An 18,279-nucleotide genomic window follows, 5' to 3' on the forward strand; every position below is an offset into this window, starting at 1 on the left:
GAGCCGAGCTTCACATGAGCGCTGTCCAGGAAGCCTTGCCAGCCATTCGAGGTTCGCGCGATGCCACCGTCAGGCGGTTCGCGTTGACCGACGCGATCTTCCACGGGCTTACCCGCGCCGCCGCCATATTGGTGCTGGTCCTGCTCGGCGGTGTCGCGATCTCGCTGTTTGCCGGTTCCTGGCAGGCGCTGTCGACCTTCGGCTTCTCCTTCCTGACCAGTGAAAGCTGGAATCCGGTCACCGAAAAATTCGGCGCGCTGGCGCCGATCTACGGCACCATCGTCACCTCGGCGATCGCCATCCTGATCGCCGTTCCGCTCGGCATCGGCATTGCCATCTTCCTCACCGAACTTTGCCCGCGGCCGCTTCGGCGGCCGATCGGCATGGCGGTGGAACTGCTCGCCGGCATCCCGTCGATCATCTACGGCATCTGGGGCCTGTTCGTGCTGGCGCCGTTCCTGCAGACGACCGTGCAGCCCTTCATCATCGGCGCGTTCCACGGCATTCCCGGCCTCAACAGCCTGTTTGCCGGCCCGCCTTACGGCATCGGCCTTTTGACCTCGTCGCTGATCCTGGCCATCATGGTGCTGCCCTTCATCACCTCGATCACCAAGGACGTCTTCGACACGGTGCCGCCGGTGCTGAAGGAATCCGCCTACGGCATTGGCTGCACGACCTGGGAAGTGACCCGCCGCGTTGTCATTCCCTACACAAGGATCGGCATCATGGGCGGCGTCATGCTTGGTCTCGGCCGCGCGCTCGGCGAAACCATGGCGGTGACCTTCGTCATCGGCAACGCGCATCGGATCAGCACCTCGCTGTTCGCACCGGCGACCACGATCTCCGCGACCATCGCCAATGAATTCACCGAAGCCGTCGGCGATCTCTACACGTCTTCGCTGGTGGCGCTCGGCCTGATCCTGTTCGTCATCACCTTCCTGATCCTTGCCATCGCACGCTACATGCTGATGCGCATCGACGCCCGCACGGGAGCCTGACCGATGTCGACAGCCTCATCGCTTCACCAGAGCCGCAAGAGGAAGAATGCCGTGATGATGACGCTGTGCGTCATCGCCGCGGGCATCGGACTTGCCTGGCTGGCGCTCATCCTCGGCGCGCTGGTCTACAAGGGCACCGCCGGCCTGTCCCTCGACGTCTTCACGCAGATGACGCCGCCACCCGGCGACGCCGGTGGGTTGCTCAACGCCATCTACGGCAGCGTGGTGATGACGGTCATCGCCGTCATCGTCGGCACGCCAATCGGCGTGCTTGCAGGAACCTACATGGCCGAATACGGCCGCTTCTCAAAACTCACCACGGTGGTGCGTTTCATCAACGACATCCTGCTGTCGGCGCCGTCGATCATCATCGGCCTGTTCGTCTACGAACTGATGGTGCGGCCGATGGGGCATTTCTCGGCCCTTGCCGGTTCTGTCGCACTCGCCATCCTGGTCATTCCGGTCGTCGTGCGCACCACCGAAGACATGCTCAACCTGGTGCCGAACGCCTTGCGCGAAGCCGGCACCGCGATCGGCGCGCCGCGCTGGGTTGTCATCAAGTCGGTGGCCTACCGCGCCGCTCTTTCCGGTATCGTCACAGGCATATTGCTGTCGATCGCCCGTATTTCGGGCGAGACCGCGCCACTGCTCTTTACAGCGCTCAACAACCAGTTCTGGTCGAGCAATCTCAACGCGCCGATGGCCAGCCTGCCGGTGACCATCTTCCAGTTCGCTCTCAGTCCTTACGAGGAATGGCAGCAACTGGCCTGGACCGGCGCACTCATAATCACATTGACGGTTCTCGCGCTCAGCATCTTTGCTCGCAGCCTGACCGGACGCAGAGAGGACAAATGAGTCAGATGTTGTCTCCAGACATGACGATCGCCGCCGAGGCAACCGCCAAAGCCAAGATCGAGGTCAAGAACCTCAACTTTTACTACGGTCAGAGCAAGGCGCTCAAGGGTATCACCCTGTCGCTGCCCGAGCGCAGCGTCACCGCCTTCATCGGGCCCTCGGGCTGCGGAAAGTCGACGCTGCTGCGCGTCTTCAACCGCATCTACGAGCTCTACCCGAAACAGACCGCCGAGGGCCAGGTGCTGCTCGACGGTCAGAATATCCTTGACCGGTCGCAGGATCTCAACCTGCTGCGGACCAAGATCGGCATGGTGTTCCAGAAGCCGACGCCATTTCCGATGTCGATCTATGAGAACATCGCTTTCGGCGTCAGGCTCTATGAGAAGATCAGCAAGTCCGAGATGGACGGCCGTGTCGAGCAGGCGCTCAAGCGCGCCGCGCTGTGGACCGAGGTCAAGGACAAGCTCAACGCCAGCGGCCTCAGTCTTTCGGGCGGCCAGCAGCAGCGGCTCTGCATCGCCCGCACCGTGGCGGTGAAGCCGGAAGTCATCCTGCTCGACGAGCCGGCTTCGGCGCTCGATCCGCTGTCGACCGCCAAGATCGAAGAGCTGATCGACGAGTTGCAGGCCGACTACACGATCGTCATCGTCACCCACAACATGCAGCAGGCGGCACGCGTCTCGAAGCAGACCGCCTTCATGTATCTGGGCGAACTGGTCGAATTCGACCGCACCGAGAAGATCTTCACGTCGCCCCGCGAGAAGCGCACGCAGGACTACATCACCGGCCGCTTCGGCTGAGCTCAGACATACGAGGACTAAGATCATGGGCGAACATACAGTCGCTTCTTTCGACGAGGATCTCGGACAGATCAGCAGGCTCATCAGCGATATGGGCGATCTCGCCGGCTCGATGGTCGGCGGCGCGACCAAGGCGCTTTTGAATTCCGACAACGCCCTGGCACAGCGCGTTGTCTCCGACGACGCGATCATGGACGCGCGCCAGCGCGAACTCGACGACCGCGCCATCACATTGATCGCCAAGCGTCAGCCGATGGCCGACGATCTGCGCCATGTCGTCGGTTCGATCCGCATGGCCGGCGACCTCGAACGCATCGGCGATCTTGCCAAGAACATAGCCAAACGCGTCGGCACCGTTGGCCTCAGCGTCACGCCTCGCGACCTTTCGCACTCGATCGATGCGATGGCGCAACTGGTGCTGATCCAGGTGCAGGGTGTGATCGAGGAATATGCCGCCGCCGACGCGGCGGCGCTGGCCAAGCTCAGGAACGACGACGAACGCATCGACGTCAAGTACACGTCCGTGTTCCGCGAACTCCTGACCTACATGATGGAGGATCCGCGCAACATCACCGCGTGCACGCATCTGTTGTTCTGCGCCAAGAACCTCGAACGCATCGGCGATCACGTGACCAACATCGCCGAGAATGCGTATTATGTTTTGACCGGCACGCAGCTGCCCGCCAATCGCCCGAAGCAGGACGAGACGGCAATGTCCGCGCCGGCGGCATGACGACAGGGGTGAGCAGCCGATGATCGCGCCACGCATCATGGTGGTGGAGGACGAGGAGCCGCTGGGTGTGCTGCTCCGCTACAATCTGGAGTCAGAGGGTTACCAGGTCGAGGTGGTGACGCGCGGCGACGAGGCCGAGATCCGGCTGCAGGAGAACGTCCCCGACCTTCTGGTGCTGGACTGGATGGTGCCGGCGGTTTCCGGCATCGAACTCTGCCGGCGGCTGAGAATGCGCCCCGAGACCGAGCGGCTGCCGATAATCATGCTGACCGCGCGTGGCGAGGAGAGCGATCGCGTGCGCGGCCTTTCGACAGGCGCCGACGATTATCTGGTCAAGCCGTTCTCGACACCGGAGTTCATGGCCAGGGTCAAGGCGCTGCTGCGCCGCGCCAAGCCGGAAGTGCTGTCCAGCGTGCTCAAGGTTGGCGACATCGTGCTCGATCGTGAGTCGCACCGGGTCTATCGCAAGAAGAGCGAGATCCGGCTCGGACCGACCGAATTCCGCCTGCTGGAATTCATGATGCGCCACCCTGGCCGCGTCTTCTCGCGCAGCCAGCTGCTCGACAATGTCTGGGGCGAGACAATCTATATCGACGAGCGCACGGTGGACGTGCATGTCGGCCGGTTGCGCAAGGCGGTCAACAATGGCCGCATGCCCGATGTCATCCGCACGATCCGCGGGGCGGGTTACGCGATCAGGGAAGACTAGGGACAGTCCGGGCTCAAACCTGCCGGACGACGGTGCCGATCACATTGACGAGAAGGCGCGCCGCGGTCAGGGCCGACAGGCTGTCAATGTCGGCGGGAGGATAGAGTTCGACAAGGTCGAATCCCGCGATCCTGGCCCGCCTGCCGAGGCCCGCGATCAGATCGATCACCTGGGTGTAGGTGAGGCCGCCGGGCGAACGCGCCGCCACGCCCGGCATGATGCCGGGATCGAGGCCGTCGCAGTCGAGGGTTACGACGACCCGCGCCCCTTCCGGAATATGCCGGAGAGCGGCTTCGACGCCCTGGGCGTGAACCTCGCGGGCCGTTACAAGGCGGCTGCCATAGCGCCGTGCCGCTTCGATTTCGGTGAGGCGCGCGCTGCCAACGCCACGGATGCCGACCTGCACGATGCCGGCGACATGCGGCATCTCGCTCGCGCGGCGCATCGGGTTCGAATAGCCGTAGCGCTCGCCATGCACCTCGTCGCGCCAGTCGATATGGGCGTCGATCTGCAGGATCCAGACCGGCCCGTGATCCGCAAAGCCGGCGAGGAAGGGGATGGGCACGGAATCGTCGCCGCCGAGCAGGATCGGTACGGCCGGCAATGCCAGAACCTGACGCGTTTTCGCCTGGATTCGAGCCCTGTTGCCGGTATTGTCATGCATGGTGGTCGGGATGTCGCCGGTGTCGATGCAGCAGACCGGCTTGCCGTCGAACAGCGGGCCGCCGAGATCGAAATCCCAGTGCTCGACGAGCGTGGCATCGCCCTGACTCGCAACGCGGATGGCGTCGGCGGCCAAGGCATAGCCGCGGCTGTCCTCGCCGGGATAGGTGCTGCCGTGGCCGGCTCCGAAGATCACCGCGCGCGGGATACGGCCATCGGCAAGCCAATCGGGAAAGCCGAGAAAGGGAGGCGAGGCGGTCATTTCTTGGTGGTCCTGATGATGGTTTAGCTGAAATTTCAGTGTTGAGGGTGCGGGATGATGAGCATTGGCTGGGCGTGTCGAATTAGACAGCATCCTAACAGTTGGCGCGCCTAACTGACATCATACCCATCGTGAAGCCCGGTTCAGGTCGACCGGTCGTTCAGAATATGCGCTGATCCTCAGGCAACGTTCTTTCCGGCGCCCGTTCGTGCTTGCGCGCCCGGTGCGAAAATCTCCTGGTCGACGAAGGTCAGCGCGCGCATGGCGCAGCCTTCGCGGATCAGCGGCAGTTCGTTCGGCTCGGTGTCGAAGGAAATCGATTCCGAATGCTGGCCTCCGGCGGTCTGGGCTATGGCCTCGCGCAATGCCGGCTCGATCAGGTCGAAGGCCGCGGCGCTGACACCGACCATGGCGACGGGTGCCGGATCGATCAGCGCGAACAGGCTGCCGAGGCCGTAGCCGAGCGCTTCGCCGGCCTTGCGATAGGCTTCACGCTCGGGCCCCGCGCTGTCGCGGGCCGCGGCTGCCAGAGCGCGCATGTCTGCGTCGCTGACATCGGCAACCGGCTCGGTGTCCTCGCCCAGCTGCCTTGCGTTGCGCCAGATGGCGTAGTTGCCGGCATAGGCCTCGACGCAGCCGCGTCGCCCACAGCGGCAGAGCGCGCCCCTCGGCTGGTGGATCATGTGACCGAACTCGCCGCCCGAGGAATGGGTGCCGGTGAACAACTGACCCTTCAGCACCAGGCCCATGCCGATGCCGTGCGAGAGCAGGATGGCGATGAAGTCATCACGGTAGCGCTGCGGATCGCGCCAGCGCAACGCCACCGCCATCATGTTGCAGTCGTTCTCCATGGTGGCGGGGATGCCGAACTCGTCCTCGAGGATGTCGGCGAAGGCGATGTCGGTGTGCGGCGTGATCGGCGACCACAGCATGGCGCGAGCACGGGTGTCGGTAATGCCCTGGATGGCCAGCGCGATGCGGGCGACGCTGCGGACATCAAGATCGGGGTCTTCGAGACGGCGTCGCACGATGGCGACGCATTCACCGATAAGCGCGTCGCGCGACATCGTCAGCGTCTCCAGCCGGCGCTGTTCCTCCGATATCACCTGGCCGGCATAGTCGATGACGGCGACGGACAGGAAGTTCAGAGACAGCACCACGGTCATCACCGCCGCGGCTTCCGGATTGAGGCTGAGGCCGACCTGTGGCCGGCCGCGTTTCAGCGAAGCGGGCTCGCTCGGCTTGCTCTCGGCCAGGATGCCTTCGCCGATCAGGTCGGAGGAAATCGCCGATATGGTCGAGTGGGAGAGGCCCGTGGTCGCGGCGATCTCGGTGCGTGACGGCTGTCCGGCGCGGCGCACGGCCGCAATCACCATTGCCCGGTTGCGCCGGCGCAAATCGTCGTGGCGGATTCCGACCGACATGCTTTCTCACATCCTCCCGGTCGCCGCGGCCTTTCGTGCCCTCCGAAGGCGTCGGCGAAGCCTGAAGCGCGTCGCGCCCCAGGTCGTCATTCCCGCGCCTGTCGTCGTCCCGAAACCGCTGCCCACCCTTGGGCGACACGCGCCAGCCAAATACTGGCAGAAGCGAATTATTCTGTCATTATTTATTCCGAGGCTCGAAAAAAATTCCGAGAGACATCAAAATCCATCAGAATCGATGTTGACAGCGTTCCGGTGTTGGATCAGTATTTTTTCGAGGCTCGAAAAAAGAGCCTGTGTGCCGGCCTTCGGGTCAGTTTGGTCGCGCCATACGCGGCGCAGGGAGGATAACATGAAGAGATTCACAGCCGCCATCCTGGCGGGTGTCGCCATGTCGCTGACGCTCGCGTCGGTCGCGCAGGCGAAGGACAAGGTCATCGGCGTTTCGTGGTCCAACTTCCAGGAAGAGCGCTGGAAGACGGACGAGGCCGCCATGAAGGCGGCGATCGCGGCCGCCGGCGACAAGTATATCTCCGCCGACGCGCAGTCCAATCCCGGCAAGCAGCTTACCGATGTCGAGAGCCTGATCTCGCAGGGCGCCAACTCGCTGATCATCCTGGCGCAGGATGCCTCGGCCATCGGCCCGGCGGTGCAGAAGGCACTGGACGAAGGCATTCCGGTCGTCGGCTATGACCGTCTGATCGAGAACAAGGATGTCTTCTACCTGACCTTCGACAACAAGGAAGTTGGCCGCATGCAGGCCCGCGAAGTGTTCAAGGTCAAGCCGGAAGGCAACTATGTCTTCATCAAGGGCTCCGGTGCCGATCCGAATGCCGACTTCCTGTTCTCGGGCTCAATGGAAGTGCTCAAGGAAGCCATCGACAGCGGCAAGATCAAGAATGTCGGCGAGGCCTATACGGACGGCTGGCTGCCCGCCAACGCCCAGAAGAACATGGAACAGTTCCTCACCGCCAACGACAACAAGGTCGATGCCGTGGTCGCGGCCAATGACGGCACCGCCGGCGGCGTCGTCGCGGCGCTGACGGCGCAGGGTCTGGCCGGCACCGTGCCGGTGTCGGGTCAGGACGGCGACCACGCCGCGCTGAACCGTATCGCGCTCGGCACCCAGACCGTGTCGGTCTGGAAGGACGCGCGCGAACTCGGCAAGAATGCCGCCGAGATCGCATCGCAGCTGGCCGACGGCAAGAAGATGACCGACATCGCCGGCGTGAAGGATTTCACGACGCCGGGCGGCAACACCGTCAAGTCGCTGTTCCTGACCCCGGTTGCCATCACCAAGGACAATCTCAACGTCGTCATCGACGCCGGCTGGATCAAGAAGGATGAGGTCTGCGCGGGCGTTGCCGCCGGCACCGTCGCTGCCTGCAATTAAGCCGGGCCTGTTCCTGCTCGATATCAACGCCGCGGCCCAAAGCCGCGGCGTTTTCTCAAAAAGATTTGTGTTTCCGCATCGTGCGGATAGCTTCTAGGCTGCTTACGGCATCCGCGTCAGACGGCCAGCCGGTGGGAGGAAATCATGACCGACACGACGTCCAACCCGCAGGCCGACATCGCGCGTGCGTCGGAGCTCGGCGTGGTCGCCCGGTTTCTCAAGGCAACCGAGATCGACACCCGCATGCTCGGCATGATCGGCGCCCTGCTGCTGATCTGGACCGGGCTGCATGTCATTTCCAGCCTGCGCCTCGGCGTCAATCCGCTCGATTTCGACAGCCGTACCTTTCTCACGCCGCGCAATCTGTGGAACCTGTCGGTGCAGACATCGGCGGTCGCCATCATGGCCTGCGGCATGGTGCTGGTCATCGTAATGCGCAACATCGACCTGTCGGTCGGCTCCGCCGAGGGGCTGATCGGCATGGTGATGGGCTTTGCGCAGGTGCATTTCCTGGTGCGGTTTGTCGGGCTCGAACTCGGCAATCCCTGGATATGGGTCCTGGCGCTGGTCATCGGCCTGGCGCTCGGCCTGTTGATCGGGGCCTTCCAGGGCTTCATAATCGCCTATCTCGAGGTGCCGGCCTTCATCGTCACGCTGGGCGGCCTGCTGGTCTGGCGCGGTGCCGCCTGGTGGGTCACCAGCGGCCAGACGGTGGCGCCGCTTGACGCCACCTTCCAGCTGATGGGCGGCGGTCCGGCGGGATCGATCGGCGCGACGTGGAGCTGGATCGTCGGCATCGTCGCGTGCCTTGCGGTGGTGTTTGCGCTGTTCAACGGGCGGGTGCAGCGTAAGCGGTTTCGTTTTCCGCTGCGTCCGATCTGGGCTGAGACGCTGCTTGGCGTGGTCACCTGCGCCGTCATCATGGGCGCCGTGTGGCTCGCCAATTCCTATCCCTGGCCGATCGGCATCGTGAACAGATACGCGGCCGCCAACAACATCACCGTTCCCGAAGGCGGCCTGTTCATCGCCCATGGCATCGCCATACCGGTGCTGATGGCGATCGCCGTCGGCCTGATCATGACCTTCATCACCAACCGCACCCGTTTCGGCCGCTATGTCTTTGCCATCGGCGGCAATCCGGAGGCCGCCAACCTCGCCGGCATCAACACGCGCTGGATCACCATGAAGGTGTTCATGATCATGGGCGTGCTGGCGACGGTTGCCGCGGCGATCTCCTCGGCGCGACAGAATTCATCGACCAACGTGCTCGGCACGCTCGACGAACTGCTGGTCATCGCCGCTGCCGTCATTGGCGGCACGTCGCTTGCCGGCGGTTCGGGAACGATCATCGGCGCCATGCTTGGCGCGCTGCTGATGCAGTCGCTGCAGTCCGGCATGGTGTTGCTTGGCGTCGACTCGCCGCTGCAGAGCATCGTCGTCGGCGCCGTGCTGGTCATCGCCGTCTGGCTCGACACCGTCTATCGCAAACGCGTTTAGGGAGGAGAAGCGACCATGGACAAGACCGCTCCCGCCGGCACGCCGCTGATCGATATGCGCAACATCTCGATCGCCTTCGGCGGCATTCGCGCCGTCGACGACGCCTCGATCGATCTTTTCCCCGGCGAGGTCGTGGCGCTGCTCGGCCACAACGGCGCCGGCAAGTCGACATTGATCAAGATCCTGTCCGGCGCCTACAAGCGCGACTCAGGGCATATCTTCGTCAATGGCGAGGAGGCATCGATCTCCAACCCGCGCGACGCCAAGAGATACGGCATCGAGACGATCTACCAGACGCTGGCGCTGGCCGACAATGTCGACGCCGCCGCCAATCTGTTCCTTGGCCGCGAGCTGATGACCGCCTGGGGCACGCTCGACGACGTTGCCATGGAAGCCGAGGCGCGCAAGGTGATGGGCCGGCTCAATCCCCGCTTCCAGCGCTTCAAGGAGCCGGTCATCAAGCTGTCGGGCGGACAGCGGCAGTCGGTGGCGATCGCGCGCGCGATCCTGTTCAACGCGCGCATCCTGATCATGGACGAACCGACGGCGGCACTCGGTCCGCAGGAAACCGCGCAGGTCGGCGAACTGGTCAAGCAGCTCAAGTCCGACGGCATCGGCATCTTCCTGATCAGTCACGACATCCACGATGTGTTCGACCTTGCCGACCGGGTCTGCGTCATGAAGAACGGCCAGGTCGTCGGCACCGCCCGCACCACCGACGTGACCCAGGACGAGGTGCTTGGCATGATCATTCTGGGCAAATGCCCTCCCGGCGCCATTCCCGGACCGGGCGCCTTGAAGATCGCCGCCTAGAGCCGGTCCCATCCGCGGCCGGCCGCTGGTTGCCGCACACGTGATGTGCCAGCCGTCAGGATGGCTTGGCCTTGCCATTGTGTTGGCAGGACGAGTTGCCCATAAAGGTCCGATATCGCTCAGGGACCGCGTCATCCGTTGAAGAAGCTTTTCCCAATCGTCGCGTTCATCGCCGTTGCGCTGATCAGCATGACGATGGCGGGGTTTGCCTATTTCGCGACGCAGGAGGCCGCCCGCATCAAGTTCGAAGCGGCGGCCGACGACGCACTCAACCGGATCGAGAGCCGAATCGACCTGCACCTGTCACTGCTGCGTTCGACGCAGGCCCTGTTCGACGCCCGCAACGGCGACATCTCGCAGAACGAGTTCAAGGCGTTCTTCAACGCGCTGGATGTCGACAACAATTTTGCCGGCTTGCGTGGCATCGGCTTTCTCAGACTCGTCAAGGCGGGCGACGAGGCGGCGATCGAACGCGACATGCTGCACGACCATGGCGTCAGCCATTCGGTCTATCCGGACACGACACAGCCCTGGCGTGCGCCCATCGTGCTTTTCGAACCGCTTGATCCGTCCAACCAGACCAGTATCGGCTACGACATGTTCACCGAACCGGTGCGGCGCGAAGCGATCAAAAAGGCAATGTCCGACGATCAGCAGCACGCCAGCGGGCTGGTGCAACTGGGGCAGGGTACGGGCGCCGCGCAGACCTTCACCGGCTTCCTGGTTTTCGTGCGGCTGAATGTCGAGACCGCACCCGATGTCATCAATGCGTCGAGATCCTCGACTGCCGGCTTTCTCTATGCGGCGTTTCGGGCCCGTGACCTGTTCCAGATCGCGCTCAGCCGCTCGCCGCTGCTGCCGGTCAACACCGAAATCTATGACGGCGCGGCGGATGGCGACAAGCTCTTGTTCCGCTCGGAGACGCCGCCGGCTTCCTCCTTCGGCGACAGGCTGCTCGTCACCCGCAAGATCGTGGTGGCCGGCCGGCCGTGGACCGTCCTGTTCCGGCCGACAAGCGCCTTCTCGCAGCCGTCGTCGAGGGCCATTCCGGTGATGCTGGGACTGTTCGGGCTGCTGCTGGCGGGCGCTATCGCGCTGGTGGCGCGCTACCAGGAGCGGGCCTATGAGGCGGCCTCGCGCCTGCACGAAACGACCGAAAAGAGCCTGATCGAAAAAGACCTGATGCTGCAGGAGATGAAGCATCGCATCAAGAATTCGATCACCCGGGTGCTGGCGATCGCGCGCCAGACGGCTTCGCGGGCCACAGACGTCAACGAATTTTCATCATCCTTCTCGGCCAGGCTGCAGGCGATGGCGGCGTCCCAGGACATGCTGACGCGCTCCCGCTGGCAGAAGGCCGATCTCGGCGATCTGCTGCGCATCGAACTTGGTCAGGTGTTCGGCAAGGAACTGCCCGAAGGACTGTTGTCGGGGCCGGAGGTGCTGCTCGACGAAACCACGACGCAGGCGCTCGGCCTCACGTTCCACGAACTGGCGACGAATGCGTTGAAATATGGCGAAGCCGGCAATTCGGTTGGCGCGCTCAAGGTCGACTGGTCACTCGAAGGGCGCGGAAGCGAGAGGGTTCTTGCCCTCAATTGGCGGGAAACCGGGCACAAGAAACTCGAAGCGCCGGCCAATACCGGCTTCGGCACCAAGCTGATCGACCTGAACGTCACGCGAGAGCTGCGCGGCACGATCAAGCGCGATTTTCAAGCCAATGGGCTGAACGTGGAAATAAGAATTCCACTAACGGGTTGAAAACCTGTTAGCCGGCATCGACGACCATGGCGTCCGGCCGTGAAAACCCGGAGACGGCAAGGCCGGTCTCCGGGTCGACGTTTCGATGATCGCTGAACTAGTTGCAGCGGGCTCGGTAGGTTCCCCTGCCGTCGCGGTAGCGATACACGCAATAGCCATTGCGCAGGTTGCGCACCAGCAGACCGGACCCGGCACCGACAGCCGCACCGATCAGCGCGCCCTTGCCGCCGCCGACGAGGCCGCCGACACCGGCGCCGATCAAGCCGCCGCCAACCACGTCCTGCTCGGTCGTGGTGCAGCCGCTGAGAGCGGCCACCGCAACCATGGCAATAATCATCTTCCGCATAGAGTCACTCCTCACTTTGTGTCCTCACTTTAGCAAGTGCCAGCCGCCATTTAGCACGAAATATCGGCCTTTGCTGCTGGAATTTATTGTTGGCGAAGATAGTCTTTTTCTGTGCGCGCTCCGTTCGACGCCATCACCAGGTCGGAAATTGCCAGAGAAGCGTCGAGCGTGCCGTCCGGACGCACGTTCCAGACGATCTGATCGTAGTCGTCTTCCAGCGCCGGGTCGACGGCAAGGCATTTGGCGATGATGTGCTCAGCCTGCCCTTGCACGTCGCCCATGGCGAACGGCCGCTCGGCGACGCATTGGTCGGCTGTTGCGAAAACGCTTACAGGCACCGGCAATTCGTGGCAGTCGGCCATCGTGTTCGAGCAACCGATGACCAGCAACAATGCAGCGATGTGTTCCATGGCGACATGTCCTCTCGCCATAGTAACGGTCCATGGTCGCCAAAGTTCCTGTGCCATCGGGCTGTCCAGCGAATTAAGAGGTGCGCAGGGCCGTGGGCGCCGCCGCACGGCAGGGTGGCGGATTGGACCTTCAGTACGCCAGCGGGAGCAGGATGACCGCGACGATCACCGCGGCCAGAACCAAAGCGATAAGGCGCAGCGAGACGTGAGGAGCAGGAGCTAGCGGCGGCGCGGATGCTTCAGGGTCCTGAAACTCGCCCATCGAAACACGAGCGGCCTGCTCCAGTCTGTTCATGTCGCCAACCGTCAAGGCATTCCTCCCACACCGTCATGCTGCTGCGGCAATGTTCGGCGACGCTGCAGGTTCCAGCGGTCCCTGGGAAAAACAGCATCTGCTTTCATGGTGAACAGCCGGTTAACCAACTGGCGAGCGCCGGCGCTCATTCCGTCTCGAAATTGCCGTGCGGAACGACAAGGCGATATTCGAGGCGGCCCGGCTCTATCTCAAGGGTCGCCGTTCCGTTCAGGGACGCGGGCACGACACGCTCGAGCGCGACGCTGCCGAAGCGCTTCTGGTTGCGCTCGGTGTCGTTGGCTCCTATCGCTTCTGCTCCAATCGCTTCGGCCCATGTCAACGCCAGCGCGGTGCCGCCGGCCGCGGCCGTCAGATCGGCCGTAACTTCGACGAAGCCGTTCGCCCGCGACAGGGCGCCATAGCTGACCGAATTGACGGCGAGCTCATGCATGGCAAGGCCGATATGGAGAGCGGCGTTGGGATTGAGATAGGGATTTGCCCCGCGGAAGCGCAGGCCGTGCGACGGATCCACCCCGTTCCTGCCGACTTGGCCCGACACCAGTTCGTGAAGTGCCGCGCCTCGCCAGTTGGAGGAGGTTACCAGATCCTGGGACGAGGCCAGCGATTGCAGCCGGCCGCGAAAGCGTGTCAGGAAATCAGTGATGCCGTCAGAGTAGCGCCCGGTCTGGGTGGCTATGCTCTGAATGATCGCCAACAGGTTCTTCGAACGATGACTGACTTCGCGCAACAGCGTCGTCAGGGTCTGCTCACGGCGTTTCTGCTCGGTTGTTTCGACCATGGTGGTGACGACACCCTGCACCGAGCCGCCATCGCCATGGTCGGCGTCGACCCACACCTGAAACCAGCGAAAGCCGTCTTCGGCGGGAACACTGATTTCGAGGCGTTGCGGATTGCCGGATGCGATGACCTCGCGCTTGGCGGTGCCGATGCGATCGGCCTGCGCCGCCGGCAAGGCGCCACTGCCGTCAGCGGTTTCGGAAACCCAGGGTGCGCGCATATTGCGCGCCCATACGGTTTTCATTTCGCGATCCTGATAGAGAACGGAAATGCCGGCATTGTGCAACGCGTGGAGCAGAGCCCGGCCAAGCTGCATGCCAGTCTCGGCGGGATGCAGGGCGATGACGTCATTGCCCTGCGCGTCGTCTTTCACGTCTCCGGTCTTGGAATGCATCGTCAACCTGTCCACCCAGTCAGGCTGAACGGCTCACCGTCAAATGGGTTCCCAAAAGAGGTTTCCCGAAAACCCGCCCGCAAAAAGCAGTCCGCCGAGCGGTGCCCTTTGCAGGATACCGCCCGGCGGTGGCTGGAAGCCGTTTGAGGGGTGCGGCTTCCAGTGTTCGGTCGCCCTCTCGTTATGACGCCCGCTTGAACAGGCCGGCGAGAAGCGAGATGATCAGGAAGGCGAGAAAGATGAAGAACAGTATCTGGGCTATACCGGCCGACGTGCCGGCGATGCCGCCGAAACCAAGCGCGCCGGCGATGATCGCCACGACGAGAAATACGAGCGCCCAGTAGAGCATGATCCATCTCCTTCGAATGGTGCGATAAAAACGTGGATAGATGCGGTTTGTTCCACCATTTGCCGAAAAAGACGACCCCCGAGGAGCCGTGGTGCCGAGATAAAGATCATGTGCGGGTTCACGCGACCACACAGCAGCCTATTGCCTGGCTTCGGCTGCGTGGTTCGCTTCTACGGGTGTTCGGCAAACGGGGGCGTTGCTACGGACAACGCCCTGCGCGCTATGCGGCGGCTTTTGCCTGGCGATCGAAGAAAAGCGCCTGGCTGATCAGCGCCTTGACCATATCGGGATTGAACGGCTTGGTGACCAGAAAGGCCGGTTCGGGGCGCTCACCGGTCAAGAGACGCTCGGGAAACGCGGTGATGAAGATGACCGGAACCGAAGTCGATGACAGGATTTCGTTCACGGCCTCGATGCCCGAGCTGCCGTCGGCGAGCTGGATGTCGGCCAGCACCATCTTCGGCCGCATCTTGCCGAACATCGTCACCGCCTCGGCATGGGTGCGTGCCGTGCCGACGACGCGATGGCCGAGGCTCTCGACCATCTCTTCTATGTCCATGGCGATCAGCGGTTCATCCTCGATGATAAGCACGTCGGTTGCCACCTGACGGGAAATCTCGTTGCTTGCCTGGGCAAGCAGCTCTGAAAACTCCTGGTCGCCGACATCGAGGATCTCGGCTGCCTCATCCTCCGTGAAACCCTCGACGGCCACGAGCAGGAAGGCCTGGCGGGGACGCGGTGCGAGCGCATTCAGATTGGCCGCGGCACGCTGTTCCCATGCCGATTGCGCCTGCTCCTGCGGAACGCGAATGGCCACCGATGTAAAAAGCTTGGCGAAAACCTTGTATAACGCGATGCGGTCGTTCGATGCCTCGGGAAAAATGTCGACATCGGCGATGATGGCTTCGAGCATCGCGGCGACCAGCGCGTCACCACTCTCCTGCGATCCGGAAACAGCCCGCGAGAAGCGGCGCAGAAACGGCAGGTTTGGTGCGATGGTGGCGGATAAGCTCATGGTAAGACGTCTCCCTCAGAATGACGTGATTGCATAGGTTGCAGGTCAAGCTGATTGCAAGCCCCGAGCAAACAACGCGGGTTGCGCGAGAAAGTTCCGGCCTTGCATGGAACTAATGCGCCGGGACGGCGTTTGAGGTCGGGATGGGCGACCAGACGATGATGCCGCTGGCGTTGTGTTGAGTAATGATATGAGCGGCTTGGGTGCTGGGAATACAAGGGCGAAATGAAGGATATGACGAAAGATATTCTGGCTGGCGTCGCGGGCAGGCGCCGGGATGGTTCCGGCGACCCACTTGGGCCGAACTCCGAAATCGGACGCAAACTCAAACAATACTACGACGAGCTGGTCTCCGACGATGTGCCGGATCGCTTCGCCCAGTTGCTCAGCCAACTGGAACAGGCCGAACCCGCACAGAAGAAGGACTGAGGCATGGCAGCGGTCTCCCAAGGCTTCAAGACCGATCTGCTTGGGGCAATCCCGAGCCTGCGCGCCTTTGCCGTCTCGCTGGCGCAGAATGCCGACAAGGCCGACGACCTGGTCCAGGAAACGCTGGTCAAGGCCTGGGACAAGCATGAGAGCTTCCAGCCCGGCACCAATATCAAGGCATGGCTTTTCACCATCCTGCGCAATGAATTCTATTCGCAGATGCGCAAGCGCGGACGCGAGGTGCAGGACAGTGATGGCATCATGACGGCCAGGCTCGCCGTTCATCCGGCCCAGCACGGTCAGCTCGATCTGAAGGATTTTCGCGGCGCCCTCGAACAATTGCCGGAAGACCAGCGCGAAGCCATCATCCTCATCGGAGCGTCGGGCTTTTCCTACGAAGAGGCGGCCGAGATCTGCGGATGCGCGGTCGGGACGATCAAGAGCCGTGTCAGCCGGGCCCGCACGCGATTGCAGGAGATCCTGAAGATCTCCGGCGAGGACGAGTATGGTCCGGATGCGATTTCGGCCCAGGTAACGGGATCGCCGGCTCACTGACCTGGGAGGCGGGATCAGGTTTCAATCAACGGAGCTTAGCCCGCAGGCGGTCGCGACCGCTTGCACGAGGTCTTCACCCGAATAGGGTTTGCCGACCAGCCTGACGCCCGGAAAGGATGCCTTGATTTCATCGGCATCCGAATAGCCCGAAGCAAATACGAACGGGACGCCCGCCGCGCGCAGGCCCGAGGCGAAATCGAGTGTCGAGGTGCCGCCCACCATGAGGTCGACGATGGCCGCGTCGAATTGCGTGGCGACCTGCCGGTCATCGATCTCGGCCAGATCGCGGGCGATCACCACCTCGCCCGCGCCATGGTCGCGGCAAAGCTGCTCGACATCCATGGCGATGAGAAATTCATCCTCCAGGACCAGAATCCGCAATCCGTCAAGCAAAGGGGGCACAGGCAAAGACTCCTTGAAACACACGGAGTCATGATCGTTATTCGGCGAGCTGTCATTTAAAAAAGACATGTGGTCGAGAGCGGAACCTCGATCCTTGCAACGCGTTTGAAACTCAGCCCTTCTCTGTTCCAAAGAGCGGGCTTTCGAAGAGGGGTCGAAATGTCGGGCCAGAACGGTCGCGCTGTCTCCAGCCGCCAGTATCCTTGCGAGAAATGCCCGTTGCGGCCATTGCCGGTTTTCCGCGAGTTCGAAAAACAGGAACTGGCCTTCATCAGCACATTCAAGAAGGGCGAACTCTCCGTCGACAAGGGTGCCACGGTGCTGGTGGAGGGCAGCCATAGCGCCCATCTCTACACCGTGCTCTCCGGCTGGGCGTTCCGCTACAAGCTGTTGCGGGATGGTCGCCGCCAGATCCTCAACTATCTCATGCCCGGCGATCTGATCGGCCTCCAAGGCAGCGTGATGGGCGAGATGCAGCATTCCGTCGAAGCCCTTTCGCCGATGCTGCTTTGCGTTTTCGAACGCGAGCATCTCCACGAGCTTTACCGCAATCACCCCGGGCTGGCCTACGACATCACCTGGATCGCATCGCGCGAAGAGCGCATGCTGGACGAGAACCTGCTCAGCATCGGCCGGCGCAGCGCGATCGAGCGTGCCGCCTATCTCATCGCCTTCATCAGCAGCCGGGCGAAGGTCGTCGGGCTGAACGGCAAGCAATCCATTCAGATACCGGTCACCCAGCAACACATCGCCGATACGCTTGGCCTGTCGCTGGTTCACACCAACAAGACGATCCGCAAGCTGATGGATCGCAAGCTGGTCGTCTGGCGTGACGGCGGTTGCGAGGTCATCGACAATGAAGGGCTCAAGAGGCTCGCCGGCTGGGACGGGCTGGGCGAGGTGCGCCGGCCGCTGATCTGACGAAGCACCTTTTTTGCCAAGGGGTTGGCGCATCAGGTGCGCGCGCTCGCGTTTTCAGCTACTTTGTCCTGGTCTCGGAACCTTGAGACGTGCGGTGCGTTTGAAATCAAGCAATCACAAGGAGTTAAGCAATGGCAGCTACCGCAGGGAAGACCGCAAGCGAAGGCCAGGCGAGTGCGGATCTCGAAGCCGATATCAGGCAGTTGAAGGCCGATATCGAAAAGCTCACCAAGCAACTGGCCAAGACCAGCGAGCACGGTTATGGCACTGCCCGGCGCGCGGCCACCGAAGGGGTCGAGCAGTTGCGTGCCCAGGGCGAAGCCGCGTTTGACAGCCTGCGCAGCAACGCCAAGGATATCGAAGCACAGATGATGGCAAGCGTGCGCGAAAAGCCGGTAACGTCACTGGCAATCGCCGCCGGTGTCGGCTTCCTCTTCGCGCTTCTCGCTCGTCGCTAGTC

At 62.7% G+C, this 18,279-nt stretch carries 22 protein-coding genes; 13 read left to right on the forward strand and 9 right to left on the reverse strand.

Translation table 11 applies throughout. The annotated features are described in order from the left end of the window. The first annotated feature begins 14 nt into the window (after positions 1 to 14). The 5 genes from pstC to phoB are packed head-to-tail and all read left to right on the forward strand — an operon-like array spanning position 15 to position 4,095. Positions 15 to 998 (forward strand): phosphate ABC transporter permease subunit PstC, encoded by a 984-nt coding sequence (pstC, locus tag AC56QP_RS21675; RefSeq protein WP_489858135.1) that lies wholly within the window; start codon positions 15 to 17, stop codon positions 996 to 998. A gap of 3 nt (positions 999 to 1,001) precedes the next feature. After that, positions 1,002 to 1,853, forward strand: coding sequence for a phosphate ABC transporter permease PstA (gene pstA / locus AC56QP_RS21680; protein WP_489858134.1), 852 nt, complete (start codon positions 1,002 to 1,004; stop codon positions 1,851 to 1,853). After that, positions 1,850 to 2,653 (forward strand): phosphate ABC transporter ATP-binding protein PstB, encoded by an 804-nt coding sequence (gene pstB, locus AC56QP_RS21685; RefSeq protein WP_256752622.1) that lies wholly within the window; start codon positions 1,850 to 1,852, stop codon positions 2,651 to 2,653. Before pstA ends, pstB begins: the two co-directional genes overlap by 4 nt. A 25-nt stretch (positions 2,654 to 2,678) precedes the next feature. Continuing rightward, the gene (gene phoU, locus AC56QP_RS21690; RefSeq protein WP_489858133.1) at positions 2,679 to 3,386 is read left to right on the forward strand and encodes a phosphate signaling complex protein PhoU; all 708 of its coding nucleotides are present in this window, start codon (positions 2,679 to 2,681) and stop codon (positions 3,384 to 3,386) included. Positions 3,387 to 3,405: 19 nt separating this feature from the next. Beyond that, on the forward strand, positions 3,406 to 4,095 hold the full coding sequence (phoB, locus tag AC56QP_RS21695) for a phosphate regulon transcriptional regulator PhoB (RefSeq protein ID WP_010911896.1): 690 nt from the start codon (positions 3,406 to 3,408) through the stop codon (positions 4,093 to 4,095). Between the two features lie 13 nt (positions 4,096 to 4,108). Here the strand turns inward: phoB and AC56QP_RS21700 are convergent, their stop codons facing one another. Next, positions 4,109 to 5,020: an agmatinase gene (locus AC56QP_RS21700; protein WP_489858132.1), complete on the reverse strand. Its 912-nt coding sequence runs from the start codon at positions 5,018 to 5,020 to the stop codon at positions 4,109 to 4,111. A 179-nt stretch (positions 5,021 to 5,199) separates the two neighbouring features. Further along, positions 5,200 to 6,444 (reverse strand): ROK family protein, encoded by a 1,245-nt coding sequence (locus AC56QP_RS21705; RefSeq protein WP_489858131.1) that lies wholly within the window; start codon positions 6,442 to 6,444, stop codon positions 5,200 to 5,202. A 349-nt stretch (positions 6,445 to 6,793) separates the two neighbouring features. On the opposite strand from AC56QP_RS21705, the gene xylF reads away from it, so the two are divergent. The 4 genes from xylF (at position 6,794) to AC56QP_RS21725 (ending at position 11,905) form a co-directional block, all read left to right on the forward strand. Next, positions 6,794 to 7,834, forward strand: coding sequence for a D-xylose ABC transporter substrate-binding protein (xylF, locus tag AC56QP_RS21710; protein WP_269907680.1), 1,041 nt, complete (start codon positions 6,794 to 6,796; stop codon positions 7,832 to 7,834). 144 nt (positions 7,835 to 7,978) lie between these two features. Further along, positions 7,979 to 9,331 (forward strand): sugar ABC transporter permease, encoded by a 1,353-nt coding sequence (locus AC56QP_RS21715; protein ID WP_489858130.1) that lies wholly within the window; start codon positions 7,979 to 7,981, stop codon positions 9,329 to 9,331. 15 nt (positions 9,332 to 9,346) lie between these two features. Further along, on the forward strand, positions 9,347 to 10,144 hold the full coding sequence (locus AC56QP_RS21720) for an ATP-binding cassette domain-containing protein (RefSeq protein WP_256752616.1): 798 nt from the start codon (positions 9,347 to 9,349) through the stop codon (positions 10,142 to 10,144). Positions 10,145 to 10,282: 138 nt separating this feature from the next. Further along, positions 10,283 to 11,905 carry a CHASE domain-containing protein gene (locus AC56QP_RS21725; RefSeq protein ID WP_489858129.1) on the forward strand — a complete coding sequence of 541 codons (1,623 nt, stop codon included), beginning with the start codon at positions 10,283 to 10,285 and terminating at the stop codon, positions 11,903 to 11,905. Between the two features lie 97 nt (positions 11,906 to 12,002). Here AC56QP_RS21725 and AC56QP_RS21730 read toward each other — a convergent pair whose 3' ends face one another. The 6 genes from AC56QP_RS21730 to AC56QP_RS21755 form a co-directional block, all read right to left on the reverse strand. Beyond that, positions 12,003 to 12,251: a YMGG-like glycine zipper-containing protein gene (locus tag AC56QP_RS21730; protein WP_489858128.1), complete on the reverse strand. Its 249-nt coding sequence runs from the start codon at positions 12,249 to 12,251 to the stop codon at positions 12,003 to 12,005. Between the two features lie 83 nt (positions 12,252 to 12,334). Further along, on the reverse strand, positions 12,335 to 12,661 hold the full coding sequence (locus AC56QP_RS21735) for a hypothetical protein (protein WP_489858127.1): 327 nt from the start codon (positions 12,659 to 12,661) through the stop codon (positions 12,335 to 12,337). Between the two features lie 130 nt (positions 12,662 to 12,791). Next, the gene (locus AC56QP_RS21740; protein ID WP_489858126.1) at positions 12,792 to 12,971 is read right to left on the reverse strand and encodes a hypothetical protein; all 180 of its coding nucleotides are present in this window, start codon (positions 12,969 to 12,971) and stop codon (positions 12,792 to 12,794) included. 130 nt (positions 12,972 to 13,101) lie between these two features. Beyond that, positions 13,102 to 14,148 carry a sensor histidine kinase gene (locus tag AC56QP_RS21745; RefSeq protein WP_489858125.1) on the reverse strand — a complete coding sequence of 349 codons (1,047 nt, stop codon included), beginning with the start codon at positions 14,146 to 14,148 and terminating at the stop codon, positions 13,102 to 13,104. A gap of 181 nt (positions 14,149 to 14,329) precedes the next feature. Further along, complete coding sequence (locus AC56QP_RS21750) at positions 14,330 to 14,497, reverse strand: DUF1328 domain-containing protein (RefSeq protein ID WP_091578592.1); 168 nt, start codon at positions 14,495 to 14,497, stop codon at positions 14,330 to 14,332. 220 nt (positions 14,498 to 14,717) lie between these two features. After that, a complete protein-coding gene (locus AC56QP_RS21755; protein ID WP_489858124.1) occupies positions 14,718 to 15,512 on the reverse strand; it encodes a response regulator in 795 nt (264 codons plus the stop codon). 225 nt (positions 15,513 to 15,737) lie between these two features. Between AC56QP_RS21755 and AC56QP_RS21760 the strand changes: the two genes are divergently transcribed. Together AC56QP_RS21760 and AC56QP_RS21765 are read left to right on the forward strand one after the other, a co-directional pair. Continuing rightward, the gene (locus AC56QP_RS21760; RefSeq protein ID WP_091578589.1) at positions 15,738 to 15,941 is read left to right on the forward strand and encodes a NepR family anti-sigma factor; all 204 of its coding nucleotides are present in this window, start codon (positions 15,738 to 15,740) and stop codon (positions 15,939 to 15,941) included. 3 nt (positions 15,942 to 15,944) lie between these two features. Next, complete coding sequence (locus AC56QP_RS21765; protein ID WP_091578588.1) at positions 15,945 to 16,496, forward strand: sigma-70 family RNA polymerase sigma factor; 552 nt, start codon at positions 15,945 to 15,947, stop codon at positions 16,494 to 16,496. 21 nt (positions 16,497 to 16,517) lie between these two features. Here the strand turns inward: AC56QP_RS21765 and AC56QP_RS21770 are convergent, their stop codons facing one another. Then, positions 16,518 to 16,898, reverse strand: a complete 381-nt coding sequence (locus AC56QP_RS21770) for a response regulator (RefSeq protein ID WP_489858123.1) — start codon at positions 16,896 to 16,898, stop codon at positions 16,518 to 16,520. Positions 16,899 to 17,057: 159 nt separating this feature from the next. Here AC56QP_RS21770 and AC56QP_RS21775 point away from each other — a divergent pair, with 159 nt between their 5' ends. Both AC56QP_RS21775 and AC56QP_RS21780 read left to right on the forward strand, forming a co-directional pair. Beyond that, positions 17,058 to 17,819: a Crp/Fnr family transcriptional regulator gene (locus AC56QP_RS21775; protein ID WP_489858122.1), complete on the forward strand. Its 762-nt coding sequence runs from the start codon at positions 17,058 to 17,060 to the stop codon at positions 17,817 to 17,819. A gap of 131 nt (positions 17,820 to 17,950) precedes the next feature. Next, positions 17,951 to 18,277, forward strand: a complete 327-nt coding sequence (locus tag AC56QP_RS21780) for an ElaB/YgaM/YqjD family protein (RefSeq protein WP_489858121.1) — start codon at positions 17,951 to 17,953, stop codon at positions 18,275 to 18,277. The last annotated feature ends 2 nt before the right edge of the window (positions 18,278 to 18,279 follow it).

The sequence above is a fragment of the Mesorhizobium sp. RCAM 05104 genome (assembly GCF_059683645.1).